At 50.1% G+C, this 25,872-nt stretch carries 27 protein-coding genes; 17 read left to right on the top strand and 10 right to left on the bottom strand.

The features are described from left to right. Positions 1-51: 51 nt before the first annotated feature. Positions 52-1,098, top strand: coding sequence for an L-threonylcarbamoyladenylate synthase (locus V6Z81_02060; GenBank protein MEG9861280.1), 1,047 nt, complete (start codon positions 52-54; stop codon positions 1,096-1,098). Here the strand turns inward: V6Z81_02060 and V6Z81_02065 are convergent. After that, positions 1,079-1,930: a VOC family protein gene (locus V6Z81_02065; GenBank protein ID MEG9861281.1), complete on the bottom strand. Its 852-nt coding sequence runs from the start codon at positions 1,928-1,930 to the stop codon at positions 1,079-1,081. The two genes, V6Z81_02060 and V6Z81_02065, sit on opposite strands and share 20 nt — an antisense overlap. A 34-nt stretch (positions 1,931-1,964) precedes the next feature. Between V6Z81_02065 and V6Z81_02070 the strand changes: the two genes are divergently transcribed. Then, complete coding sequence (locus V6Z81_02070) at positions 1,965-3,428, top strand: FAD-binding oxidoreductase (protein MEG9861282.1); 1,464 nt, start codon at positions 1,965-1,967, stop codon at positions 3,426-3,428. On the opposite strand, the gene V6Z81_02075 is transcribed toward V6Z81_02070, so the two are convergent. Continuing rightward, the gene (locus V6Z81_02075) at positions 3,425-4,093 is read right to left on the bottom strand and encodes an SOS response-associated peptidase (protein MEG9861283.1); all 669 of its coding nucleotides are present in this window, start codon (positions 4,091-4,093) and stop codon (positions 3,425-3,427) included. The two genes, V6Z81_02070 and V6Z81_02075, sit on opposite strands and share 4 nt — an antisense overlap. Positions 4,094-4,197: 104 nt before the next feature. Between V6Z81_02075 and V6Z81_02080 the strand changes: the two genes are divergently transcribed. The 7 genes from V6Z81_02080 (at position 4,198) to V6Z81_02110 (ending at position 9,221) form a co-directional block, all read left to right on the top strand. Beyond that, on the top strand, positions 4,198-4,977 hold the full coding sequence (locus V6Z81_02080; GenBank protein MEG9861284.1) for an SDR family oxidoreductase: 780 nt from the start codon (positions 4,198-4,200) through the stop codon (positions 4,975-4,977). Between the two features lie 17 nt (positions 4,978-4,994). Next, entirely contained in the window at positions 4,995-5,960 is a 966-nt protein-coding gene (locus V6Z81_02085; GenBank protein MEG9861285.1) for a nitronate monooxygenase, read from the top strand. An 83-nt stretch (positions 5,961-6,043) separates the two neighbouring features. After that, entirely contained in the window at positions 6,044-6,700 is a 657-nt protein-coding gene (locus V6Z81_02090) for a 50S ribosomal protein L25/general stress protein Ctc (GenBank protein ID MEG9861286.1), read from the top strand. A 47-nt stretch (positions 6,701-6,747) separates the two neighbouring features. Then, the gene (pth, locus tag V6Z81_02095; GenBank protein MEG9861287.1) at positions 6,748-7,356 is read left to right on the top strand and encodes an aminoacyl-tRNA hydrolase; all 609 of its coding nucleotides are present in this window, start codon (positions 6,748-6,750) and stop codon (positions 7,354-7,356) included. 5 nt (positions 7,357-7,361) lie between these two features. Next, entirely contained in the window at positions 7,362-8,459 is a 1,098-nt protein-coding gene (gene ychF, locus V6Z81_02100; protein ID MEG9861288.1) for a redox-regulated ATPase YchF, read from the top strand. 57 nt (positions 8,460-8,516) lie between these two features. Next, positions 8,517-8,669 carry a hypothetical protein gene (locus V6Z81_02105; protein MEG9861289.1) on the top strand — a complete coding sequence of 51 codons (153 nt, stop codon included), beginning with the start codon at positions 8,517-8,519 and terminating at the stop codon, positions 8,667-8,669. Between the two features lie 120 nt (positions 8,670-8,789). Further along, the gene (locus V6Z81_02110; GenBank protein MEG9861290.1) at positions 8,790-9,221 is read left to right on the top strand and encodes a hypothetical protein; all 432 of its coding nucleotides are present in this window, start codon (positions 8,790-8,792) and stop codon (positions 9,219-9,221) included. Positions 9,222-9,321: 100 nt separating this feature from the next. Here V6Z81_02110 and V6Z81_02115 read toward each other — a convergent pair whose 3' ends face one another. The 4 genes from V6Z81_02115 to V6Z81_02130 form a co-directional block, all read right to left on the bottom strand. After that, positions 9,322-10,113, bottom strand: a complete 792-nt coding sequence (locus tag V6Z81_02115) for a cytochrome c1 (GenBank protein MEG9861291.1) — start codon at positions 10,111-10,113, stop codon at positions 9,322-9,324. 11 nt (positions 10,114-10,124) lie between these two features. Beyond that, positions 10,125-11,363, bottom strand: coding sequence for a cytochrome b N-terminal domain-containing protein (locus tag V6Z81_02120; protein ID MEG9861292.1), 1,239 nt, complete (start codon positions 11,361-11,363; stop codon positions 10,125-10,127). A gap of 19 nt (positions 11,364-11,382) precedes the next feature. Beyond that, positions 11,383-11,946: a ubiquinol-cytochrome c reductase iron-sulfur subunit gene (gene petA, locus V6Z81_02125; GenBank protein ID MEG9861293.1), complete on the bottom strand. Its 564-nt coding sequence runs from the start codon at positions 11,944-11,946 to the stop codon at positions 11,383-11,385. A gap of 106 nt (positions 11,947-12,052) precedes the next feature. Then, a complete protein-coding gene (locus V6Z81_02130) occupies positions 12,053-12,553 on the bottom strand; it encodes an Lrp/AsnC family transcriptional regulator (protein MEG9861294.1) in 501 nt (166 codons plus the stop codon). Between the two features lie 47 nt (positions 12,554-12,600). On the opposite strand from V6Z81_02130, the gene V6Z81_02135 reads away from it, so the two are divergent. Together V6Z81_02135 and trxB are read left to right on the top strand one after the other, a co-directional pair. Beyond that, positions 12,601-13,632: a mitochondrial fission ELM1 family protein gene (locus tag V6Z81_02135; protein MEG9861295.1), complete on the top strand. Its 1,032-nt coding sequence runs from the start codon at positions 12,601-12,603 to the stop codon at positions 13,630-13,632. Between the two features lie 72 nt (positions 13,633-13,704). Continuing rightward, positions 13,705-14,658: a thioredoxin-disulfide reductase gene (gene trxB / locus V6Z81_02140; GenBank protein MEG9861296.1), complete on the top strand. Its 954-nt coding sequence runs from the start codon at positions 13,705-13,707 to the stop codon at positions 14,656-14,658. A gap of 386 nt (positions 14,659-15,044) precedes the next feature. Here trxB and msrP read toward each other — a convergent pair whose 3' ends face one another. From msrP to V6Z81_02155, 3 genes are all read right to left on the bottom strand, one after another. Continuing rightward, complete coding sequence (gene msrP / locus V6Z81_02145) at positions 15,045-16,058, bottom strand: protein-methionine-sulfoxide reductase catalytic subunit MsrP (protein ID MEG9861297.1); 1,014 nt, start codon at positions 16,056-16,058, stop codon at positions 15,045-15,047. Positions 16,059-16,192: 134 nt separating this feature from the next. Next, the gene (locus V6Z81_02150) at positions 16,193-16,327 is read right to left on the bottom strand and encodes a hypothetical protein (GenBank protein ID MEG9861298.1); all 135 of its coding nucleotides are present in this window, start codon (positions 16,325-16,327) and stop codon (positions 16,193-16,195) included. A 357-nt stretch (positions 16,328-16,684) separates the two neighbouring features. Then, positions 16,685-17,887 (bottom strand): pyridoxal phosphate-dependent aminotransferase, encoded by a 1,203-nt coding sequence (locus V6Z81_02155; GenBank protein ID MEG9861299.1) that lies wholly within the window; start codon positions 17,885-17,887, stop codon positions 16,685-16,687. A gap of 317 nt (positions 17,888-18,204) precedes the next feature. Between V6Z81_02155 and V6Z81_02160 the strand changes: the two genes are divergently transcribed. After that, on the top strand, positions 18,205-19,269 hold the full coding sequence (locus V6Z81_02160; GenBank protein ID MEG9861300.1) for an extracellular solute-binding protein: 1,065 nt from the start codon (positions 18,205-18,207) through the stop codon (positions 19,267-19,269). Between the two features lie 36 nt (positions 19,270-19,305). Then, a complete protein-coding gene (locus V6Z81_02165) occupies positions 19,306-21,012 on the top strand; it encodes an iron ABC transporter permease (protein MEG9861301.1) in 1,707 nt (568 codons plus the stop codon). Between the two features lie 52 nt (positions 21,013-21,064). Here the strand turns inward: V6Z81_02165 and V6Z81_02170 are convergent, their stop codons facing one another. Then, the gene (locus V6Z81_02170; GenBank protein MEG9861302.1) at positions 21,065-21,205 is read right to left on the bottom strand and encodes a hypothetical protein; all 141 of its coding nucleotides are present in this window, start codon (positions 21,203-21,205) and stop codon (positions 21,065-21,067) included. Between V6Z81_02170 and V6Z81_02175 the strand changes: the two genes are divergently transcribed. The 4 genes from V6Z81_02175 (at position 21,204) to V6Z81_02190 (ending at position 25,842) form a co-directional block, all read left to right on the top strand. Continuing rightward, positions 21,204-22,337 carry an ABC transporter ATP-binding protein gene (locus V6Z81_02175; GenBank protein ID MEG9861303.1) on the top strand — a complete coding sequence of 378 codons (1,134 nt, stop codon included), beginning with the start codon at positions 21,204-21,206 and terminating at the stop codon, positions 22,335-22,337. The two genes, V6Z81_02170 and V6Z81_02175, sit on opposite strands and share 2 nt — an antisense overlap. 77 nt (positions 22,338-22,414) lie before the next feature. Next, entirely contained in the window at positions 22,415-23,527 is a 1,113-nt protein-coding gene (locus V6Z81_02180) for an ABC transporter substrate-binding protein (GenBank protein ID MEG9861304.1), read from the top strand. Positions 23,528-23,669: 142 nt separating this feature from the next. Next, positions 23,670-24,929 carry an ABC transporter permease gene (locus V6Z81_02185; GenBank protein ID MEG9861305.1) on the top strand — a complete coding sequence of 420 codons (1,260 nt, stop codon included), beginning with the start codon at positions 23,670-23,672 and terminating at the stop codon, positions 24,927-24,929. Positions 24,930-24,933: 4 nt separating this feature from the next. Continuing rightward, a complete protein-coding gene (locus V6Z81_02190) occupies positions 24,934-25,842 on the top strand; it encodes an ABC transporter permease (GenBank protein MEG9861306.1) in 909 nt (302 codons plus the stop codon). The last annotated feature ends 30 nt before the right edge of the window (positions 25,843-25,872 follow it).

Here is a 25,872-nt window from a genome sequence, read left to right on the forward strand (position 1 = left end):
TAAACTGGCACACACCTGACTTACGGGCAAGCGCAACCATAGTTCATTTTCATGACTTCTCCCTCTATTCTGCCCCCTGATGCCACAAACCTTGAGCTATGTGCCCAAGAGCTCCTTGCAGGGCAGTTGGTGGTATTTCCTACGGAAACCGTCTACGGATTGGGAGCGGATGCCACCAATGCTGAGGCTATTACCCGTATTTATGAAACCAAAAATCGCCCACGTTTTAATCCTCTCATTATTCATGCCGCCAGCCTTGAGGAGGCCGCACAGATAGGCTGGATTGAGGGAGCGTCCCTAGAGATTGCAGAAGCCGTGTGGCCCGGCCCTCTTACGCTAGTGGTACCCCGCTTGTCATCATGTCCTATACCTCCCCTCGCGTGCGCCGGACTCGATAGCATCGCTCTGCGAGTTCCCTCTCACCCTATTGCTACTAACCTTATCAAAGCTACGGGACGACCCCTAGCCGCACCTAGCGCCAACATATCTGGCAAAATTAGCCCCACCCGCGCCGTCCACGTCGCAACCAACCTTGCTAACGCTACAACTATCGCCGGTATTCTAGAAGGTGGCCCCTCATCCTTTGGCATTGAGTCCACCATTATCGGTTTTGCACCCGATGATACGCCTTATTTGCTGCGTTCCGGTGCTATAGAGCAACAACAAATAGAAACCATCCTCGGGCGTTCTCTTGTCATTCCCCCTAACGAGCCAGACAAAGCTGCCCGACAAGCACCCGGACGACTGGTGCGTCACTACGCACCGGACACCCCCTTGCGTCTGAATGCCGATGCTCTTGGCAAGGACGATGTCTTGCTGGCGTTTGGCCCTCATCCTTTATCTGAGGACGTACCTTATCTTAACCTCAGCCCATCAGGAGACGTGCGGGAGGCCGCTATGCATCTATTCGACTATCTACATACATTAGATGTCATCGTAAAAGATAGGAGAGTTGGAGATAGAAGGGGAGAGGCCAAAATCGAACAGGATAAATCCGCAGCCTCTCCTGTCATTGTCGTTATGCCTATTCCTCACCACGGGTTAGGCGAAGCCATCAACGATCGACTTATGCGAGCGGCTACCCCTTATCAGGACTAATAATTAACGTGGGAATCCCTTCAGGGGCATCACGCACCGTACAGACCTGAGTGCCAGACTTGCGTCCAGCGCGCACAGGAGACATATCAAACCCCGCCGTACTCAACCGCGCCTGTGCGGCGGCACAATCCCTAACCTGCCACGCCAAGCCCCACAATGTATCATGCACCTTGTTGTCATCCCGCTTACCAATAACTTCCACCGTTGTGCCCCCAACCAGAAAAAATAACATCATGCCACCCCACTTAGGTTCATCCCGTGCAAGAGCTAACCGCAACCCCAACCCCTCGGGCCCAAAAAATTCTCGAGCCCTCTCTGAAAACCCCGTCTGCACAACAACATGGTCAAGAGCATGAACGGGCGAACCCGCCGCACCCATCAACGCATCCGGTGCATCTGGCAAACCATCAGGGGTATCGTGCTGAATTAAAAACATAAAAATCCCGTTGGCACTCTCACTGTCAATCATGGCATTGCGCCAACGCCGAACCGCTCCAGTTGCCTCATCACGGCCTTCACCCTCTTGGGGGTCTGCTATCACAATGCCCCGTTCCCGCAAATCTCTGACAGCACTCTCAATATTCTCCGTCCCGAACGCCAATCCTGTAAGCCCAGGCGTCCACTCACCACGGTGTAACAAAACGCTGTCTTCTCCCACAGGGGCCAGCAGTTCCAAATACGTATTCCCCAACCGAAACAGGCTGTTTACCGTACCGTACGCCTCATGGCCTCCCCGCCATGAGGCCCTATACCCCAACAGCCTCTCCCAAGAGAGAGTTGCCGCCTCAAGGTCATGAACGGCTACGATAATATGGTCAAGCGTGCTAATCATAGGAGCCTCCAACGCCCCCCATCATAAAGATGCCATGACCCAGCGCCAACTTAAAACACCCGATACCCCCAACAAGCAAGCGGTGCTTTCTGAATTTCAATCTATTGTGGGGGAATCTCATGTGCTGACAGGTCAGAAAGCCATGACTCCCTATCTCGAGGAGTGGCGTGGCGTCTGGCATGGAGCAGCACTGGCGGTGGTGCGTCCAGCCTCCACCCAACAGGTGGCTGATGTTGTAGCATGTGCAGTCGCTAATTCAATCAAAATTATACCCCAAGGGGGCAATACGGGTCTGGTGGGAGGGCAGATTGCTTTTGACGAGGAACGAGAGATTATTGTCTCTCTTACCCGGATGAACAACATTCTCAACCTTGATGCGGCCAACAACACCATCACCGTTGAAGCAGGGTGTGTGTTGCACAATGTTCAAGAGGCCGCCACTCAAGGAGGGCGTTTGTTTCCTCTCTCTCTCTCTTCTGAAGGCACGGCTCAGATAGGGGGGTTGCTATCCACCAATGCAGGAGGGACAGCCGTCTTGCGTTATGGCTCCATGCGCGCCCTTGTTCTGGGCCTTGAGGTGGTGCTGGCGGATGGACATATATGGAACGGCCTGACCCATCTATACAAAGACAACACAGGCTACGACCTCAAACAACTCTTTCTGGGAGCTGAAGGCACGCTGGGCATTATCACGGCAGCGGTCTTGAGGCTTTACCCCCAACCCCGTGCCATGGTGACGGCCTTTGCAGCCTTACCTTCTGTCAGTGCCGCTTTAGATTTTTTTACTCTGGGATTAGAAAAAAGCGGTGGTCTTGTGAGCGCCTTCGAACTCATCCCCCGCATCGGGCTTGAACTGACTTTGCGGCACCATCCTGAAAGTCGTGCGCCCTGCTCAACTCATACACCGTGGTATACACTTGTTGAGTTATCAAGTGGCATGGAGTCTGCCGCTTTACGCTCCGTCATGGTCTCTCTTTTAGAGAACGCTCTTGAACGTGGTATTATTGTCGATGCTGCCGTGGCCGACTCCCTTGCCCAAAGCGAGGCATTCTGGCGCTTGCGGGAGAACATGTCAGAGGCCCAAAAGCGGGAGGGGGCAAGCCTCAAGCATGATATTTCTGTCCCTCTATCCTATGTGCCTGATTTCATTGACACCACCACCAAAGCCGTTGTTGATTATTTGACTGGTGTGCGGCCTGTTCCGTTTGGTCACATGGGAGATGGTAACATTCACTTTAACCTAAGCCAGCCAGAGAATATGCAAGCGGCAGACTTCCTTGCCATGGCCCCTGCTTTTCAGACTCTCGTTCATGATAGAGTTCATGCTATGGGAGGCTCCATCAGCGCCGAGCATGGGATCGGTCTTATGAAGCGTGACGAAAATATTGCCCGCAAAAGTGACGTAGAACTAGATCTCATGGTGCGTCTTAAACGCGCTCTTGACCCTGATGGCATATTAAACCCGGGCAAAATCGTACCCTCCCAAGAGGAAACCTAAAACAAAGATGTCTGCCGCAAGACCGGTTGTGGCACAACGCGCTCCAGCAAAGCTGGATCATCTTCTGCAACCCGATTGATCCGCTTAGATATAGGCCACGCCTCCATAAAATCATCCGGCGCAGACACCAAAAACTCCCGCAGAGAAAGCACTTCACTCTCCGGCGTCTCTAGCCATGACGCCCAACCAGCCTCATCAATAATGACCGGCATTCGATGATGATACGGCCGTAAAGTCTTGTTAGCCTCAGTAGTAACAATGGTAAAAGAAACCCTGTCCCGAACAGCAGCCATGGCAAAAGGACACCTATCCTGACGCGCAACAGCAAAAGGCTCTCCTTCCGCACCTGATTGTTTGCGCCATTCATAAAAAGCATCCGCCGGAACCAAACACCGCCCCCTACGAAACGCTTGCCTAAAAGAAGGCTTGTCCGCCACTGTCTCCGCCCGCGCATTAATAAGCGGCGCCCTTTCAATATTCCCCACATTTGACAACCCCCAACGCATCATCACCATACGGCGCTCTCCAGCCGTTTGGCAGACAACCGGTGCACTTTGAGTAGGGGCTATGTTATATTGAGGGATATTATGAGTTGCCACACCCTTGCACTCAAATAGCGCCGCAAGATCTTCCGAGGATTGGATCAAGGCATAACGTCCACACATGACTTAAATTCTCCTCCATATCCGCACCAGTGAGCGCCCGGCTAGCACTTTACCCCCCCGCCCTCTATAATGGGCCACTATCAGAAAACTCTAAGAGGGTATTTATGTATAAACCGTTTGACCTTAAGGGGAAAGTAACCCTTATCACCGGTGGCAATCGCGGTATTGGCCTTGGTATGGCGGAAGCGCTGGCTCAGGCAGGCGCAGATGTTGCCATTTGGGGTACCAGCGAAGAGCGCAATGTCAAGGCAAAAGAAGCACTCGCCGTCCATGGTGGACGTGTAGTATCGCGACGCATCAATGTTGCAGAAGAAAAAGAAGTGGCCGATGGCATGGCGGCTACCATCGCCGAGATGGGACGCGTGGACGCCGTCTTTGCCAATGCCGGAATCGGGGCCCTTAGCGGCCCGTTTACAGACATGCCTACCGAACAATACCGGAAAGTGTTAAGTGTTAATCTGGATGGCGTCTTCTTCACTCTAAGAGAGGCCGCAAAACACATGGTAGAGCGCGCCAAAGGAGGTGACACAGGAGGCTCGCTGGTGTCTATCTCCAGCCTCGCCGCCATTGAAGGAGCTGCCCGTAATCAGCATTATGCTGCCACCAAAGGTGCGGTTATCTCCATGATTAAATCCATCGCTGTAGAACACGCCCGCTATGGCATACGGGCCAATGCCATTCTGCCCGGGTGGATTGCAACCGACATGACAGAAGGTGCCCAAAACTCAACCGCCTTTGCCGAAAAAGTTATCCCCCGCGTTCCAGCACGCAGATGGGGTACGCCGGAAGATTTCGGCGGTGCGGCGGTTTATTTCACCAGCGATGCATCATCATATCACTCCGGTGATGTGTTTATTATAGATGGTGGCTACGCTATCTTCTAAATTTAGGGAAAACTACTATGAGCCTGAAAACACCTCTTTGCGATATGCTCGGCATTGAACATCCCATCATGCTAGCAGGTATGGGTGGTGTCTCTTACGCAGAAGTATGCGCTGCCGTATCAGAAGCCGGTGGTTTTGGCTGCCTCGGTATGGCAGGGCTTTCTGTCGATGAAATCCAAACACAAGTACGCAAGGTCAAAGAACTTACAAACCGCCCCTTCGGGTTAGATTTGCTAGCCGCCGTGCCTGAATCTCTGGAACGCACCGCAGACATCATGATTGAAGAAGGCATCACCGCTTTTGTTTCTGGTCTTGGTGTACCGGTCAATATTCTGGAGCGCCTTCATAGTGCCGACATCTTGGTCATGAATGTATGTGGAGCGGTGAGTCATGCAGTTTCCGGTGCTGCTGCCGGTGTGGACGCCGTCATCGCCCAAGGCACAGAAGCCGGTGGACATACAGGCCGTGTTGCCGGTATGGCACTCATCCCCCAAATTACTGACGCAGTGGATATTCCCGTCATTGCGGCAGGCTCTATTGTAGACGGACGCGGCCTCGTCGCAGCCCTAGCCTTTGGCTGTCAGGGCGTGTGGATGGGTACACGTTTTATTGCCTCGGAAGAAGCCCACGCCGCCGATATGTACAAGCAGGTTGTTCTGGACGCGGACGACAGAGACACCATCATCACGCGGTGTTATTCCGGCAAGCCCATGCGTGTGCATCGAAACCCCTACGTAGATAATTGGGAGAATCGCCCTCAAGAGATAAAACCCTTCCCCGAACAAGCCATTATCTCTCATAAAGCCAATGTGATGGGCGGCATTGGCGGTCAAATAGAAGGGTTGGACAAGGAAAAAAGTTGCTTTGCCATGGGCCAGGGAGCAGGGGCGATCCATGATGTCCTGCCATGTAGAGATATTATTAACCGTACCATCACCGAGGCCGAGGCCATTATAGAAAAAATGCAGGCCGTTAAAGTCTAAGCATTTGAATTTTTTGGCCATGAGCGCTATAACCATCCCTTAACCAAAACGCTCGAAATCTGAAAAACTCACAGGAGACCTCTATGGCAGACACCCCAGCCTTGGCGGTGGAACCAAGACAAACTCAAGGCAAAGGTGCCGCACGTGCATTACGGCGGTCAGGTCGTGTACCGGGCGTTGTGTATGGTCGCACGGTGGCCTCTGAATCTATTAGTCTAGAGCCTAAAACCCTCAACCGCCTTATCCAGACTGGAAGCTTTATGAGTACACCCCTCACGCTCACTCTGGAAGGTAAAGAAATACGGGTTATCCCCCGCGCCATGCAAAGAGACCCTATACGTGATTCCGTCATGCACGTAGATTTCATGCTACTCAATAAAGATACCTCTCTTACCGTTGAAGTGCCCGTGCAGTTTATCAATGAAGAGGCAAGTCCTGGTCTTAAGCGTGGCGGCGTGTTGAATATTGTCCGTCATGAAGTGGAGTTGCTCTGTCCGGCAGATAAAATTCCCGAATACATCGTCGTTGACGTGGGAGGGGGTGATGTTGGCGATTCTTTTCATATATCTCACGTTGCTCTGCCCGATGGCGTAACCCCTACCATTACCGACCGAGATTTCACCATCGCCACCGTGGCTGCTCCTGCTGCTTTGCGTGGCGAAGAAGAGGAAACAGCAGAGGACACAGAGGCCACAGAAGATGAGGCAAGCGAAGAGGCTTCATCAGAAAATAGCGACTAGGCTTAACATAACCTTGCAACAATTTTGGGGATAGGGAGGACGCTCCCATGATTTTGCTTGTGGGTCTTGGTAATCCCGGTGCAGTTCATGCTACCCATCGTCACAATGTAGGCTTCATGGCTGTGGATACCATTCGCCAGCACCATATATTTGGTAACGAGCGTGACCGATTTCAGGGTCTTGTAAGCGAAGGCAGATTAGGCAGCCATAAAGCACTAGTTCTTAAACCTACCACTTGGATGAACCTTTCGGGTCAATCGGTAGCGGCGGCAGCGAGATTTTATCGTATAGAACCAGGGAACATTGTGGTATTTCATGACGAGATAGCACTTGCACCAAGCCGGATACGTATAAAAAAAGGCGGAGGAGCTGCCGGTCATAACGGTATTAAATCTGTTATAGCCCACATAGGCGCCGATTTTCGCAGAGTACGAATTGGCGTGGGGCATCCGGGTACACGAGAGCAGGTCAATGCCCACGTTTTAAGTAACTTTAATAAAGTGGAAACCGAATGGCTAACCCCGCTTCTGGATGCCATGTCGGAAGCCGCTCCTCTGCTGGCTGAAGAGGGACGAGATGATGCCTTTGCCAGCCGCATACACTCTATACTATCACCTAACCACGGCAATACTCCCCGGCAACAGACAAGAGAATAAATCCCATGGGTTTCAAATGCGGCATTGTTGGCTTGCCCAATGTAGGTAAATCTACTCTTTTTAACGCTCTTACCAAAACGGCCTCCGCTCAGGCGGCTAATTATCCCTTTTGCACCATTGAACCCAATGTCGGGGATGTGGCCGTGCCAGATGATCGCCTTGAGGCTTTGGGCACACTGGCAAAATCGGCGCGCATTGTGCCAACGCGTTTGATGTTTGTTGACATTGCCGGTCTGGTGCAAGGGGCCGCCAAGGGCGAGGGATTGGGCAATCAGTTTTTGGCCAACATACGTGAGGTAGATGCCATCATTCACGTTCTGCGTTGTTTTGAAGATGATGATATTACCCATGTGGAAGGACGGGTTGACCCGGTAGCGGACGCTCAAATTGTCACTACGGAACTCATGTTGGCGGATATGGAAAGTCTGGAAAAACGCCGGGTAGTGTTAGAGAAAAAAGTACGTGGACAAGATGCAGAGGCCAAAGAAACGTTAGTTCTTGTAGATGACGCGCTGGCCCTGCTGCGAGAAGGCAAGCCGGCGCGGGATGCTGTCATCACCCCCGAAAAACAAGCCTTGTGGCAGCGGTTACAACTTTTGACCACACAGCCTGTTTTGTATATCTGCAATGTGGCTGAAGAACACGCCGCAACCGGCAATAACCACACGCAGGCAGTCACAGAACTAGCGCAATCCGAAGGCGCAGGTGCTCTTGTGATTGCCGTGCGCACAGAAGAAGAACTGGCTCTTCTTGATGACGAAGAACAGATAGAATATCTTGCAGCCCTTAACCTTGAGGAACCGGGTTTAATGCGTCTTATTCGTGCAGGATATGCTCTTTTGGGTCTGATTACGTGGTTTACCGCAGGACCCAAAGAGGCTCGCGCCTGGACATCGCCCTCAACAAGTTTAGCGCCTCAAGCGGCAGGCATTATTCACAGCGATTTTGAAAAAAGTTTTATCCGCGCCGAGATTATTCCTTATGATGATTATGTTTCTCTTGGCGGCTATAACGCCGCACGGGAGTCAGGCAAACTTCGATTGGAAGGCAAGGAGTATGTCATGCAAGATGGTGACGTTGTTTTGTTTCGCACAGGTAATTAGAGACGTCCATATCTGGCCACAACAGTCATAGCGGAATGTTATTAATAGGAGGGCGTGATGACCGAAGAAGAACTTGAAGAACTTATCGAGAACTGTCCTAAACTTTATCATATGGCCGAAAGAGGCTCTTGGTCTTCAATAGAAAAACAAGGTTTATTCAGCACAAGTGCACTCCTTGACCTGTATGGTTATACAGGGGAAGAGCGATAAGCCATAGAAGAGAGATGGCGATCAAAATCAAAACCCATAGAAGAACAGCATCGCCAAGAATGTGTTGATATTAACAATCCCTCTTTACCAAGAGGTGTGGTGATAAGAGACCAAGGCCCCATGAGCGAGGAAGATCTTCAGCAATGCTTGCCTAAGGACATTACACCTGCCGACTGGTATAGGACGCTAAATAGAAAGGTTTTCTTTTGGTTAACAGAAGAAAGATTATTTAGACTGACTTCAGCAAGAGCCTACAGAAATAGAAAACATGATGTCCTCGAAATATGCACACACTCTCTAATCGAAGCACACCGAAGTAAAATATGGCTTTGTCCTATAAATAGCGGATTTGCAAAATTTCACAACAGAAGAGACCATAATACTTTTTCAAGAATCTGTTGTTACCCATATGGGGAGATGAAGAAGAAAGACCAAGCAGGAAAACCATGGGTGGTAGAATTGACCGTTGACTATTCAGTTCCTGATATTGCGCAGCATGTTGTAAGTGTTAAGGAGATACAGGGGAAAACAACAATCTCAACTATAAAATAGCTGAAAAATCATGATACCTATATTTCCGGTGACCATGTCTATACTTCCATCCATGGCCCACATTAAACTCGCCGCTACCTTCAATGACGATTACGCCAGATTAGTGAGCGTCAGTCCACACTTTGCGCATGGCAAAAAAGAACAACCCTGCCAGAATTACAAGATAAATCAGCACCTGAAAGCCAATCCGCTTGCGCTCCTCCATTTTGGGCTCCGCCGCCCACGTCAGAAACTGCACGACATCTCTTGCCATCTGATCAACGGTTTCCGGTGTGCCATCGGCATAATCCACTATCTCGTCTGATAGGGGCGGCGCCATGGCAACCAAACCGCCGGAAAAATAAGGATTGTAATATTGTCCCCCCGGAACCGTAACCCCCTCCGGCGCTGCCTCCCCATACCCCGTCAAAAGAGAATAGATATAATCCGACCCATCAAAATACGACTTGGCTACAAGAGACAAATCCGGCGGCAAAGCCCCGCCATTGGCAACCCGCGCGGCTTGCTCATTAGGAAAGGGCGACACAAACGCATCCTTTGGCAACGCCGGACGAGTGAACATGTCGCCTTCTTGGTCAGGCCCGTCTTCCACTTCATGTTCAGCTGCCAGAGCCTTAACCTCTTCAGCACTGAACGCCGGACCACCCTCATCGCCCAAATTGCGATAGGACAAAAACCGCATGCTATGGCAAGAAGCACAGACCTCCGTATAAACCTGATACCCACGGCGCAGAGCATCACGATCGTAGAGACCAAATGGCCCCTCAAAAGACCAACCCGGCTGCTTGAGGGTGCGCTGCTCCCCGGCAGCCCATGATAATCCCGCCCCACCCACAACACCGGCGATGCCAACAATCGCCAACAAAGATAACGCCAGCGCAGAGCTTCTCACTATCACAAGCCTCACGATGCCCCTCTTTCGCCCTCAGATAATACAGGCTTAGAGAGGCTCTCCGGCAAGGGAGATGTTTTCTCCCACATACCTAAAAGAGGCATCACGATAAGAAAGTGAGCAAAATACCAAGCCGTCAGCAAACGTGCTACGGTCACATAGATTCCTTCCGCCGGCTGTGTACCAAGCCAGCCCAGCGCTATACAGACAGCAACGAAGATAAAGAAAAACTGCCTATAAAGAGGCCTAAACCTCGCCGAGCGCACTTTGGATGTATCAAGCCACGGCAAGAAAAACAAAACAAGAATAGCCGCAAACATGGCAACAACGCCCATCAGTTTGTCGGGAATGGCACGCAAGATGGCATAAAACGGTGTGAGATACCATTCCGGTACAATATGTTCCGGCGTTACCAGTGGATTAGCCTCGGCATAATTATCCGGATGCCCCATAGCGTTGGGATCAAAGAAGATAAACCACGCAAACAGAATCAAAAATAACGTCAGAGCAAAACCATCCTTGAGTGTGTAGTAGGGATGAAAAGGTAGCGTATCCTGATCTCGCCTAGCCGTAATGCCCACAGGATTATTGTTGCCCGGTACATGAAGCGCCCAGATATGCAACACCACAACGCCGGCAATCATGAAAGGCAACAGATAATGCAGACTGAAGAAGCGGTTTAGGGTGGCATTTCCTACAGAAAAATCGCCCCACAACCACTCACGTACCGCCTCACCTATAAAAGGCACAGCTCCGAAGAGATTGGTAATAACCGTAGCCCCCCATACACTCATCTGTCCCCACGGTAAAACATAACCAAAGAAGGCAGTTGCCATCATCAGCAAATAAATCACAACACCTAAAATCCACAAAATTTCCCGAGGCTCTTTGTAGGAACCATAGTAAAGCCCCCGGAATATATGAATATAAACGGCGACAAAAAACAAAGAGGCACCGTTTGCGTGAGCATAGCGGATAAGCCAACCGTAATTCACATCCCGCATAATATGTTCAACACTACCAAAGGCTAAATCAACATTAGGGACATAGTGCATCGCCAACACAATGCCGGTGATAATTTGTGAGACCAAAAAGAAGCTCAAAATGCCGCCAAAGGTCCACCAATAATTGAGATTTTTTGGCGTCGGGTAGTCCAGAATATTATCATGTGCAAATCGTATGATAGGTAAGCGTTCATCCATCCACCGAGATATACCGGTTTTGGGAACATATGTGTTTTTGTGACTCATTCTATCCTTAGCCCTACTACTAACCTATCCTGATACGCGTATCGGTAAGGAATACATAATCCGGTACTTCCAAATTTAACGGGGCCGGACCTTTCCTGATACGTCCGGAGGTATCATAGTGAGACCCATGACAAGGACAAAACCAGCCCCCATAGTCGCCCCTCTGCCCCAGCGGCACACAACCCAAATGAGTGCAGATACCTACCATTACCAACCACTCCGGTCGTTGTATGCGAGCTTCATCGGATTGCGGATCAGGTAGATCGCTAAGAGGGGTCGCTTCAGCAGAAGTAATTTCCTCCTCTGTGCGATGGCGGATAAAAACCGGCTTACCGCGCCACTTTACAGTGATGGACTGACCAACCTCAACAGCAGAAATATCAATCTCCACCGCCGCCAAAGCACGAACAGAAGCATCAGGGTTCATCTGATCAATCAAAGGCCAAGCAACACCCGCCACCCCAACGGCACCAAAAGAGGCTGTTGCAATATAGATGAAATCGCGGCGCGTTGACTCCTCTCCGCCATCTTGTGCTTGACCGTTCTGCATACCATCACGATCTGCAATATCGCTTTGCGACATATTCCGCTCCCGTCCTGTTTACCTATTCGTTATGCAACGATTTCCCTCAATCTTTTCGCACTGAACAAGGCGAATGTCCACCCCCACACACATTATCTCTGCTTTATTAAGCGCTCTCCTCATCCCCCGTTGACCGCCCCTCAAGAGGTGCACCAGGCAGATATTTAGACCGGCGAATAGTCAGCGCCGTCCTCACATGGGCAACATTGGGCGCAGGTGTTAGTTTTTTCGTCAAGAAAATTTGAAAAGCCGCCAGATTGGGGGAAACACATTTCAAGATAAAATCAATATCGCCGTTTAGCATGTAACACTCCCGCACCATGAGCCAATCCGCAACACGGGCCTCAAAGGCTTGAAGATCAGATTCCGCCTGACTGTGCAATCCAACCATAGCGAACACTGTCACTTCAAACCCAAGGGCGGTGATATTGAGGTCACCATAATAACCACGAATCAATCCTTTTTTCTCCAGTGCCCGCACCCGCCGCAAACAAGAAGGTGGTGATATGCCCACCCGGGAAGCTAGGGCAACATTGGTCACCCGGCCATGAGTCTGAAGCGCTTCAAGTATTCGCCAATCTGTGGTATCCAACGTAGCCCTTGGCATAATTTACTCCTTCCCTCAAAACTCGACCAAAAAGTGACCAGAGCCCGATGGTGAAAGTAAAACGTTCAGTGACTAATTTCAGCAATAAAATTTCATCTACCGAACAAAAGCTGGAACAACATAACACAAAGCCTCAATCCTATTCCCCACCTTATAAAGCATGGGTTATTACCGGAGGCGCTGTGGGTATGGAGAATCAATGTTTGGGGCTAGCCCAAGCTCTAGATATTGAGCCTGTGATAAAACGGGTAAGCCCCCCCGCTCCTTGGCGCTGGTTGGCCCCCCATGGCCCTGCCGCCCCCTGCCCTGACATCAAACCGCCATGGCCAAACTTGCTAATTGCCCTTGGTCGCCAAAGCATACCCTACGCCCGTACCATGAAGCGCTGGTCAGGGGGTAAGACCTTTGTGGCCCTTCTGCAAAATCCTCATATTCCCCTACGTCATTTTGATTTTGTCTGGGCTCCCCGTCATGATGGTCTGGAGGGAGATAATGTTTTTTCCACCCTAACCCATCCTCATCTGCTGACGGTGGAGAAATTACAGAGGGAAACTGCATTGTGGTCGGAAAAATTATCATTTTTGCCACGCCCTCGCATCGCCGTTCTAGTGGGGGGGGATACTCGCGCGGGGGGAGCCCTCAACAAAGACGATATGTATCGCCTGTGTTCAAGGTTAAGACGAATAGCGCAAAACAAGGGGGCCGGATTGATGATTACCCCCTCTCGCCGCACCGGCGAATGGCGTATCGCCCTGTTGAGAAAGGCTCTGAGAGACTTGCCTTTCTGGATGTGGAGTGGCACACCGCCTAACCCTTATGCCGGATTTCTGGGGTTGGCGGATGTGGTGGTAGTCACGGGGGATTCAACCAACATGGTTGGCGAGGCTGCCGTTACAGGCAAGCCTGTTTATGTCTTTCACACTAGACAAGCCTCCACCCGTCATACCCGCTTCCTTGAAGATATGACCCAAGCGGGCATTGTCCGTTTCTTTGGAGATCAAATAGAAGAGTGGACTTACCCACCTCTCAATGCAACACCGGATATTGCGCACGCTCTCCGCCAAGCATGGGGCATTTAAAAATTGAAACCCCGTTAAATGGTCGCTATGGTGGGACTCTATCTCACTTTAATTATATAGACCTATCCCGCAATGCCAGAAACTCAGGGCCAACACGCTAAAGTGATCATTCTCGGCGGAGGGCCAGCCGGATATACCGCCGCAGTCTACGCCGCCCGCGCCATGCTATCTCCCCTTTTGGTACAAGGTCCGCAACCGGGTGGTCAGATGACCATAACTACGGACGTAGAAAACTATCCCGGCTTTGCAGACGTCATACAAGGCCCATGGCTCATGGAGCAAATGGAAGCCCAAGCCCGACATATAGGAACTGTACTCGTCAACGATACCATCACACAAGTGGATTTAACCCGTCGCCCCTTCCACCTCACAGGAGACAGCAATAATTTTTATACAGCCGATAGCCTGATTATCAGCACTGGCGCTCAGGCTAAATGGCTCGGCGTTGAGGGAGAAGAGCGGCTTCGCGGCTTTGGTGTTTCGGCTTGTGCCACCTGCGATGGTTTCTTTTATCGGGACCGTGAGGTCATTGTTGTAGGAGGCGGCAATACAGCCGTAGAAGAAGCGCTCTTTCTTACTCGCTTTGCCAGCAAGGTTTATGTGGTTCATCGTAGAGATAGTTTGCGGGCGGAACGTATACTTCAAGAGCGTTTGTTTGCTCATGAAAAAGTCCAAATTATCTGGAACCATATTGTTGAAGAGATTACCGGCGAGGATAGTTCTACCGGCGTTCAGGGTGTCGTGTTGCGCCATGTCACAAGTGGTGAGCGTCAGACCATACCCGTCCATGGCGTCTTTGTTGCCATCGGCCACCAGCCCTCCACGGGTTTGTTTGCCGGCAAACTTCTCATGACCGAGAATGGCTATCTGGTAACTAAACCTGATTCTACCGCCACCACCATTGAGGGGGTCTTTGCCGCCGGCGACGTGACTGATGAGATTTATCGTCAGGCGGTGACAGCTGCAGGTGCAGGGTGCATGGCTGCCTTGGATGCCGAACGGTTTCTGACAACACAGACGGGCTAAAAACAGTCCTGAATCCCTCTATGGACGACCCTATCGGTTAGCTCATGTAATGTAGTGAAAAAACCCTTAAAATAGCCGCCTTCACCCGATTTACAAGGCTCTACTCAAACTCTTGCAACAAATCACCAAGTCTGTATAATCAGGGAGGTTGGGAGCGGACAGATGGGGAGATTTTTATGTCCATCTTGTTAATTTGGGTTGTTTGAGTGCGTGCGTAATTGTTTGCGCATTCTTTTTCGTGGTTGGCACACATACCTCCCTAGTGTCGCCATGTAACCCTTGATTCTTTGCCTAGGATCAACGCTTCCACACAATGCCGGACCCGTTCCCCCTTAGCGGGTCCGGCATTACTTTTTTGACCAATATCCCTTATTGTTTTTTGCTCCCTACATATAAAGTCGTTGCCCCTCGAGTCCCTTATAGAGCAACGCAACCTCTTCACCATAACCGTTGAACAATTGTGTCGGAACACGACGACCACCTGTTCCTAAAAGTTCTTCGCTCGCCTGACTCCACCGAGGATGCGGTACCGTCGGATTAACATTGGCCCAAAAACCATATTCCTCAGGCAACACCTCTTCCCAAAATGAAACAGGCCTTTTGTCAGTAAACGTAAAACGCACAATAGATTTGATGGACTTGAACCCATACTTCCACGGAACCGCCAACCGCAAGGGAGCTCCAAATTGTTTCAACAGGGGTTTTCCATAAACTCCTGTCACCATAAACGCCATATCATTGTTAGCTTCAGCCAGCGTCAACCCTTCATCATAAGGCCATGGATACCATCCCTGCCGTTGCCCTCTTGCAACATCCGGATTAAGAAACGTCTCCATGCGCACATATTGCGCAGAAGATAGCGGGTCAGCCAGAGCTACCAACTCCTTGAGAGGAAAGCCCGTCCATGGCACAGCCATGGCCCATGCTTCTACACAACGGTGGCGATAGAGCCGTTCTTCCAATGTTACCTTTTTCAGTAAATCATCAATATCGGTGGTCATGGGATTGTTCACCATACCATCTATGGTCACCTCCCATGGGCGAATGGGCAATGCTTGAGCAGCGGCAGAAATACGTTTGTGAGATCCAAACTCGTAAAAATTATTATAGGTGGAGGTTATACTTTCTGGTGTAACTTCACGATCTAGCGAATAAACTTTGTTACGGGGAGCCGGATAATATTGAGTGCTGGGATCTTGAGAATTTAGATTACCAGAGCCTTGGGCATTGGCCTGTGCACTATTGTCTTCTTCCTCACCACAACCGCCAAGCCCCAAGGCACCTACGCTCGCTGCTGCCGCTATAGCACCACCCAAAAACCGCCGCCTGTTAAAAAATACAGACTCCGGCGTTATAGAATTTTCCGAAATCTCCCAACCGCGTTTAATTTTAATCAGCATCGTTGTTACATCTCCTAACCGGTGCATCCCCTTCTTTGTTGTTGATAACAAACACCCAGAACACTCCACCCCGTCGAGCAATACAATTCATTCCTCCCATCGTCACGAAGGTGTGAATCTATACTCCACACGTTTTATTCTAGCATACTTCTCAACATCCATGCTGTCTTTTCACTAGCATCCATCCGTTGTGTCAAAAGATCCGCCGTTGATTCATCACTGGCCTCCTCAACAGACGGAAAAACCTGACGCGCCGTCCGCACGACCATTTCTTGCCCTTCACCAAATCAGCAATCATACCCATCGCATCAGGGGTGGCATCGGGCGTTTCAATATCACTCAACTTGGAGAACGCCTGACAACTCCCCCCAGTGCCGGAGATCCCAAAGAGTGTATCCCGCTCAGCAATCTGATCTGTAGCCATCCACACCTCATTATACTGCCCCTCAAACATCATATGGAGCATATTAACATCGGGCCGGTACCATTCCCCAGTGGTAATTATGGGTTTTGAGATACAACTGTATAGGTATCCGCCAACAGACGCGGATAACCCATGGGCAATCTGACTGCACTTTTATTCAGGAATGCCAATATCAGTCTGCATAGATCTTATTCTCCTGTAATTATGTTAATACGCCGCAAAAGCGCTGAATGCGGCGACCCGCTTCTTCCAACGCTACAGTCGAGGTTGCATAGGAGATTCTAAAAAATGGCGATGAGCCAAACGCTGCCCCATGGACAACAGCAACACCCTCGCTTTCCAGCAGAGCCGTTACTACATCTTCATCACTCTTGAGTTCACCAAAGCCCGGTGCGGTCTTGCCAAGTAGCCCCTCGCACCGGACATAAACATAAAATGCCCCTTCCGGCGTGGGACACTCAAGACCCGTTGCTTGGTTCATCATAGCAGTAATCAAATCACGGCGTGCCTTGAACGCAATCCGGCGCTCATCCATAAAATCCTGCGGCCCATTGAGAGCCTCCACCGCTGCCCACTGACTAACAGATGACGCACTGGTGGTAGACTGAGATTGTATCTTGCCCATAGCCTTAACAAGAGACTCCGGACCCGCAGCATACCCAATGCGCCAACCGGTCATGGCATAAGATTTAGAAACGCCATTCATAGTCAAGGTGCGGTCATAAAGCCCAGGCTCGATTTGCGCCGGTGTGACGAATTCAAATTCGTCATAAACAAGATGCTCATACATGTCGTCAGATAAAATCCACACATGAGGATGACGCATTAGAACATCCGTTAAGCCTTTAAGTTCCTCCCTGCTATAGGCCGCCCCACTGGGATTAGACGGACTATTAAAGATAAGCCATTTGGTGGACGGCGAAATGGTAGCCTCCAGCGCATCGGGTTGTAGTTTGAACCCATTCTCAAGACAGGCGTCTACATACACTGGCGTTGCTCCGGCAAGGCTTACAATATCCGGATAAGACACCCAGTAGGGAGTAGGAATGATAACTTCATCATCCGGATTGAGTGTTGCCATCATGGCGTTATAGATAACCTGCTTGCCACCGGATGAGACAAACGCCTGCGAAGGATTATAGGTCAAGCCATTCTCCCGACTGAACTTGTCACAGATGGCTTGTTTGAGTTCGGGAATGCCATCCACGGGTGTGTATTTTGTTTGCCCATCGCCTATTGCCTTGATAGCGGCAGCTTTGATGTGGTCTGGCGTATCAAAATCCGGCTCACCTGCACCAAGGCCAATGACATCTCGTCCCTTAGCACGCATATCACGGGTCTTCTGGGTAACGGCAAGAGTGGGTGAGGGGTTAATTCTTGCCAAAGCATTAGAGAGAAAAGGCATAGTGTAAGCCGTATCCATATTGCATTGTATACAGGTATATCCCCCTCCTTCTACCACAAGCCCTCCTCATCTCCAATTAGGGCGGTTACCGCCTACTCCCCGACATATGCTTTCTGATATTTCCCCCTGAAAAAGGAGGCCTTCCGCGGACTTCTTTTTTTGGGAATTTTTCTTTAATGCCTTTCAAAATTGCCAGAATTTGATGCATTAAAGCATGCATATTCAAGGCTTGACGTGATATTGAGAATGATTATCATTATCATCTCGATGCTTACCTCACGCTCTCCTTTTCATCCTCCATAAAAGTCCAACACATTATGAACCTTATGAGCCCTCGCTTTTTCTCAACTCTCCTGTTCGTTATGACCCTTATGGTAGCAATCCTGTTACCTACCGCCCCTGTTGCCGCACAACAAGAAGATCAAGAAGATAAAGAGGTGAATGTTTATTCCTATCGTCAGCCTTTCCTTGTTCAACCCCTGTTTGATCTCTTTGAAAAAGAAACCGACATAACGGTGAATGTGCTATTTGCGGGCAAAGGACTCGTTGAGCGCATTGCATTGGAGGGCAAAAACTCACCGGCCGATGTTATCCTGACAACAGATATCGGACGTTTGCAACACGCCGTATCAGCAGGCATCACTCAGCCTGTTACTTCTGCAATTCTAGACCGGCTAATTCCTGCCGACTATCGCGACCCGCGGAGATATTGGTTTGGTCTTACCCGCCGGGCGCGGGTTGTATTTGCTTCCCGTGAGAGGGTAAGCGATGGCACCCTTACGTATGAATCCCTAGCTGATGAGCGCTGGCGCGGCAAAATATGTATGCGGGACGGACAACACCCCTACAATATTGCCTTGTTTGCGGCAGCGTTAGCGCACCATGATGAAGAAAGCGTACGGCAATGGCTCATAGGACTTAAGGCCAATCAAGCACGGCGTCCTGCCGGTAATGATCGGGCACAAATGAAGGCCGTATTTGCCGGAGAATGCGATATTGCTATCGGCAACACCTACTATCTGGGCCTTGCCTCCACCAACGATGAAAGCCCAGAACAAAAAAAATGGGCTAAGGCAGTACGCATTATCTTCCCAATGTTTGAAGAGGGCGGCACTCATGTCAATCTGTCTGGCATGGCAATGGCGCGCTACGCCCCTCATCGTGAGGACGCTCTTAAGCTTATGACCTTCCTAGCCGGTGATGCAGCCCAACAGCTTTACGCACAAATCAATTTTGAATATCCCGTACGAGATGACGTCCCCTTGTCACCTCTGGTAGCTTCATGGGGCGATTTCACACCCGATGACGCACCCCTTTATCGTATCGCTACCCTCAGACGCAAAGCCAGCGAACTGGTCGATGAGGTTCGCTTTAATGAATAACAGAAAGACGTAAAAAGTGTGCAGGTAAATACACCGATGCATACTCCCCCTACGCCCACACCCCTGCCTCCAACGGGATATTCTACGGCATGGGTGTTTACGTTCGGAACGCTGGGCATCGCCCTCATCATCGCAACCCCCCTCGTAGCGACCCTGTGGCTCGCCCTCACCCCCACCGAAAACGACTGGCCTCAACTCCTTGCCAGCGTCCTGCCAAACTATGTGTTCCAAACAACCCTGCTACTCATGGGTGTTGGGCTTCTTACCCTTACACTAGGAACAGGGGCTGCATGGCTTGTTACCATGTGCACATTTCCGGGTCGGCGTTTTTTCACATGGGGGTTGCTCATTCCCCTTGCCATGCCCACCTATATCACAGCCTACGCTTGGGTGGATTTGATGGAGTTCGCCGGACCCATTCAAACAAACCTCCGCGCTTTTATGGGATGGCAAGCACCAGCTGATTACTGGTTTCCGCCCATTCGATCTCTGCCCGGTGCCATCATGATTATGGGGTTTGTGCTGTATCCTTACGTCTATCTGACAGCGCGAGCGGCCTTTCTGCAACAATCAACTGGGGTTCTTGAGGTAAGTCGCACTTTGGGTCGCGGATCATGGTCATCATTTTATTCTGTAGCTTTACCTCTGGCGCGTCCGGCGTTGGCAGCAGGACTATTGCTGGTCTTAATGGAATGCTTAAACGACATCGGCGCAGTGGAGCATTTCGGCGTTAGAACACTGACCATCGGGATTTATGATATCTGGTTGGAACGGGGTAATCTGGGGGGAGCTGCACAAATCTCTGCCGTGATGCTACTCTTTGTTCTCATTATAATCGCCCTGGAACGTCATACCCGTCGCAACCAGCGCTACTACACCCCTGCCAGCCGCTATCAACATCTACCGCGCCATCAACTCGCGGGCCTCAAAGCTGTGGCCGCTTTAATCGGATGCACCATCCCCCTTACAGCCGGGTTTCTTATTCCCGGCGCAATGCTGGTCTGGCATGCCGCTCATGCACCCGCAAATTTGGAGGCCGCTCTTTTTGCCCCCGCCGCCAGCAATAGTCTGTTGTTGGCCGCTACCGCTACCCTTATTATTGTTCTTGCCGGATTGTTCCTCGCCTATGCCGGACGTCTAACCCGCATCGCTCTTGTCCAAGGTGTTTTACGTTTTGCCAGCATTGGCTATGCTATCCCAGGGGCTATCCTCGCCATTGGCATCCTAATTCCTCTGACAACCATAGACCGCCTGCTAGATAACGTATCCCAAGACCTCTTAGGCATCGGCACTGGTCTTATTTTCACCGGTAGCCTGATGGCCATTCTATTCGCCTACCTCGTGCGCTTTTTGGCGCTTTCTTTCAACACCATGGAAACCGGCCTCAATCGCGTTACCCCCACTATGGATATGGCTGCCCGTAACCTCGGTTACTCAGTTCCTCATATTCTGTGGCGCGTGCACTTCCCCCTCATCCGACCCGCTGTACTCACAGCAGGTCTTCTGGTGTTTGTTGATACCATGAAGGAACTACCCATCACTCTTATCTTAAGGCCATTCAATTTTGATACCCTTGCCACTCACGTCTACACCGTGGCCTCTCTTGGTTTGCTGGAACAAGGCGCTCAGGCCGCACTGATTATCGTGCTGGCAGGTCTCGCGCCGATTATTGTTCTCACTCTCGCTATCTCCAACGCCCGACCTGGATATCACGGAATATCTCAAAGAACAGCATCTCTATAAAAGAGGGCCTGCCCTTCTGAACTCTGATCTCAAACCTCCGAACCTTTACTTCCTATACCCATATGATATGGTTCAGTGCAGTTTCAACAGGGTTAAGACGATGCAAATAAGGAGGGGCTACGCCTAATTCCTTCACAAACTCTCGTCCAAGCAAACCGGCAATAATACGGGACTCAATGACAAATCTGAACATGGATGACACCCCTTTCATCCGGTTTACGGATGTGCAAAAGACTTATGATGGGGTGACCCTCATCATAAAACACCTCAACCTTGACATTGTCAGGGGAGAGTTTCTGACCATGCTTGGACCCTCCGGATCGGGTAAGACAACTTGTCTGATGTTGCTTGCGGGATTTGAGACGCCGACCCGTGGCGATGTTTTTTTGGACGGACAATTAATGAATACTGTCCCCCCCCACAAGCGTGGCATTGGGATGGTATTTCAAAACTACGCCTTGTTTCCCCACATGACTGTATATGAAAATTTGGCGTTTCCTTTGCGGGTGCGCAAGATGGACAAGGCCACTATTACCGACAAGGTTGCCCGCGCCTTGGATATGGTTGAACTGACTAATCTTGGAGATCGCCATCCCTCGCAATTATCCGGCGGCCAACAACAACGGGTAGCCCTAGCGCGAGCCTTAGTTTTTGAGCCTGAACTTATTTTGATGGATGAACCGTTGAGTGCTCTAGATAAAGCTCTTCGCGAACAGATGCAGTATGAAATTAAGCACCTTCATGACAAATTGGGCATGACGGTTGTTTACGTTACGCACGATCAAGGTGAAGCGCTAACAATATCAGATAGAATTGCCGTTTTTGAGGATGGTGTTATTCAACAACTAGCGCCACCAAATGAACTTTATGAACAACCTGCCAATGCCTTTGTCGCTCAGTTTATTGGTGAGAACAATCGTCTACCCGGTAAAATTAAGTCTGTCTCCAATGGCATCTGCACGGTTGCATTGGAAACAGGCGCTACCGTCCACGCCCAGGCAGTCAAGGTGGATAAGCCCGGTATGCGCACCATGTTGTCTATCCGTCCGGAGAGAATCTGGATCAGCGCCGATGGCACGCATCCGGAAAACAATCCCGCTGACCCTGAACAACACCAGATGCCACAAAATCAACTGAAAGGGGCAATTACAGAAATTGCGTATCATGGCGACCATGTGCGCATCATCATACAAACGGAACTCTCGGAGGAGTTCGTTGTCAAACTCCCCAGCATTTATGACCGAGAAAAAATTAATAGAAACCGCCCCATAACAATCGGCTGGAACACACAAGATTGCAGAGCGCTGGACTATCAGGACAGTTGAGTCTATAACTCGGATTTGCGCCCAGATAGTTTTTTACTAAAAACAGAAGTGAAGTAAAGGCAAAAATTGAGGAAAGTATGAACAGCAAAATTTTAGGATTTATTGTTCTCACAGTTGCCGTTGTTATCATTGGCTTCGTTCTCTATGACGGAGAGGGAGAGGATAACAGAGGGATAACTGTCGTAAGTTGGGGCGGAGCTTATAAGAAAAGTCAGGAAGAGGCATATCACAAGCCTTGGGTTGCCATGACAGGCCGCGGTATTAACTCGGTGGACTATAACGGAGGTCTTGCCGAGATAAAGGCACAAGTAGAATCCGGCAACGTGACGTGGGACGCTGTGGACCTTGAAACGTCCGATGCTCAGCGTGGTTGCGATGAGGGATTGTTCGAGGAAATTGACTTTTCCAAGCAATCACCTGCGCCGGATGGCACTCCCGCCGTGAAGGACTTCTTGCCTGGTTCACTTATACCGTGCGCTGTGCCGTCTATTGTGTGGTCCACAATCTATGCCTATGACAAGAATAAGTTCTTGGGCAACGCGCCGACGACTATTGAGGATTTCTTTAATACGACAAAATTCCCCGGCAAGCGGGGCATGCGCAAGATACCCAAAACTACTCTGGAAATAGCGCTGATGGGTGATGGCGTGGCCCCTGAGGATGTCTACGACATGCTGAGCACAAAGGTGGGCATTGATCGCGCCTTTGCCAAACTGAATAGCATCAAGGATGACATTTTGTGGTGGGAAGCCGGTGCTCAACCTCCACAAATGTTGGCGGATGGAGAAGTTTCCATGTCCGTTGCTTTTAATGGCCGTATTTTCAATGCTGCTATTAAAGAAGGAAAACCCTTTGAAATTGTCTGGGATGGTCAGATTTTTGACATTGATTTATGGGCCATTCCCAAAGGATCAAGAAACAAAGATCTGGCTCTTGATTTCATTACCTTTGCCTCGGATACTCAGCGGCTCGCAGACCAAGCACAATATATCTCTTATGGTCCGGCACGCCTCTCGTCCATACCGTTGGTCGGCAAGGATAAGGAAACCGGTGTAGATATGGCACCTCATCTGCCAACCGCACCGCAAAATTTGAAAAAGTCCCTGCAGAGTAACTCTGAATGGTGGGCAGATCACCAAGACGAGATGAACGAGAGGTTTAATGCATGGCTTGTTCAAGCGGGATCATAAACGAAAGATACATAATGCAGTTCTTGGCCCGATGGAGTCTGATATAAAAGCAGACATATTGTTCTGTCGACGATCACCTATATCGGCTTTCATTGTAACTTGTATGCCAAGATTGTATGCAAATCTCGTCTAGGTTGAGTCCATGAGTGCACAGGATAAAAACCCGTCTATCTCTGAGGATAACTCCCAAGACCTGAAGGCTTATTTTACTAAGATACACCGTCGTGCACGGTTACGCACTTTTTTTCTGACAGTTCCCCTTCTTATCTTTGTCTTGGTAGGTTTTATTGTTCCCATAACTCTTATCATGACGCGTAGCGTCCATAACGCTACCTTTCCGGACCACTTTCCCCGCACAACCGAAGCCCTCAGGACTTGGTCACCCCCCGCTCTGCCTAACGAAGCCGCATGGCGAGCGCTTGGAGAAGATCTTTGGAAAAGCGGTCAGGAAAAAACCACCGGCAAAGTCGCAACGAGGCTCAATTATGAACTCCCCGGTGCCCGTAGCCTGTTTACATCTGCCGCCCGCAAGGCAAAACAGATGGGTAGCGCCCCTACACGGGAGACTATAATCAGCTGGGATGAACGCTGGGCGGATCCCACGACATGGATTGCCATGAAGAAGACATCCCACGCCTATACACCGGATTTTTATCTCTCCGCCGTGGATGCGCGACAGGATATAGATGGCAACATTACACTTAAGGATGAAGACTATCGCATATACGTCCCATTGTTTGTGCGCACGTTCGGCATAAGTGCCTTGATTACCGGCCTGTGTCTGGTATTGGGTTTTCCCGTAGCCTACTGGCTCGCTAATATGCCGTTGCGCCGCTCTAATATCTTGATGATATGCGTTCTTCTCCCCTTCTGGACATCCCTTTTGGTGCGCACTACATCGTGGATTGTCCTGTTGCAAAGCGAGGGCGTCCTGAACGATATACTTGTCTCAACCGGTCTTATTGACGATATGAACCGAATACAGATGATCTACAATGCAACCGGAACTGTCGTGGCCATGACGCATATTCTCCTGCCATTCATGATTTTACCACTTTATAGTATCATGCGCACTATCCCACCTCATTACATGCGCGCCGCCCGATCGCTGGGTGCATCGCAGCCTGTCGCTTTCCTGAAAGTTTACATGCCGCAAGCTGCACCGGGTGTTAGCGCAGGAGTCTTGCTGGTTTTTATTCTAGCTATCGGCTATTACATCACACCGGCTTTGGTAGGTGGTCAATCTGGAGAACTCATTTCCGGTCAGATTGCATTCCACATTCAAAGATCGCTGAACTGGAGTCTGGGAGCCGCCATCAGCGTTATCCTTCTAACGGCGGTCTTTATCCTGTATTACTTATACAATCGGCTGGCCGGTGCAGAAAATGTGAGGCTCGGGTAATTCCATGGCCCTACCTCCTTCCGCTAGCCTTTTTGAAAGAATATGGTACGTCTTTTTTCGAGTGATATGTGGCGCCGTCCTTATTTTTTTGATTGCACCTATTTTGATTATTATTCCCTTGTCGTTCAATGCGGAGCCGTATTTTACGTTTACGCCGGGAATGTTGACATTAGATCCGGACGCTTTTTCTCTGCGCTGGTACAAAGATGTCATAACCAACGGCATGGCTGCACCGGAAGATCCTTTCTCCTTCGCATGGTTACTGGATAGTTGGCAAAACTCCCAATGGATTCATTCCGCTAAAAACAGTTTTTTTATTGCCATCTGTGCTACAGCACTGGCAACATCATTGGGGACCCTTGCTGCTCTGGGCATAAGCCGTGCCAACATGCCTTTCCGTGCGTTAATCATGAGTCTGCTTATCTCGCCTATGATTGTGCCCATTATTATTACAGCAACGGGTCTGTTTTTCTTTTATTCCTCTATTGGTCTAGCACAAACCCATCTGGGCATTATTTTAGCACACGCCACTCTCGGCATCCCTTTTGTGATTATCACCGTAACGGCTACTCTGGCCAGTTTTGATCAGAATCTGAGCCGGGCAGGTGCTAGCCTTGGCGCAACCGCACCAACAGTATTTTTCAAAATAACCCTACCTCTTATCTTACCGGGAGTGATAGCCGGTGCACTGTTTGCGTTTGCCCTTTCTTTTGATGAGGTTGTCACGATTTTGTTTCTGGCCGGTTTTGAACAACGCACCATTCCGCGGCAGATGTGGGCGGGCCTCCGCGAGCAGATAAGTCCGACAATTTTAGCCGTGGCCTCTATTTTGATATTGCTTTCCGTCATGCTATTATCAAGTATTGAGATATTACGCCGACGGTCTGAGATTGCGGGACGAACGGGCTCCTGACGGTGATATTTTTTCAACCCTTAAATTGTA

The organism is Parvularculales bacterium (assembly GCA_036881865.1).
GTDB lineage: Bacteria > Pseudomonadota > Alphaproteobacteria > JAPOUT01 > JBAJNM01 > JBAJNM01.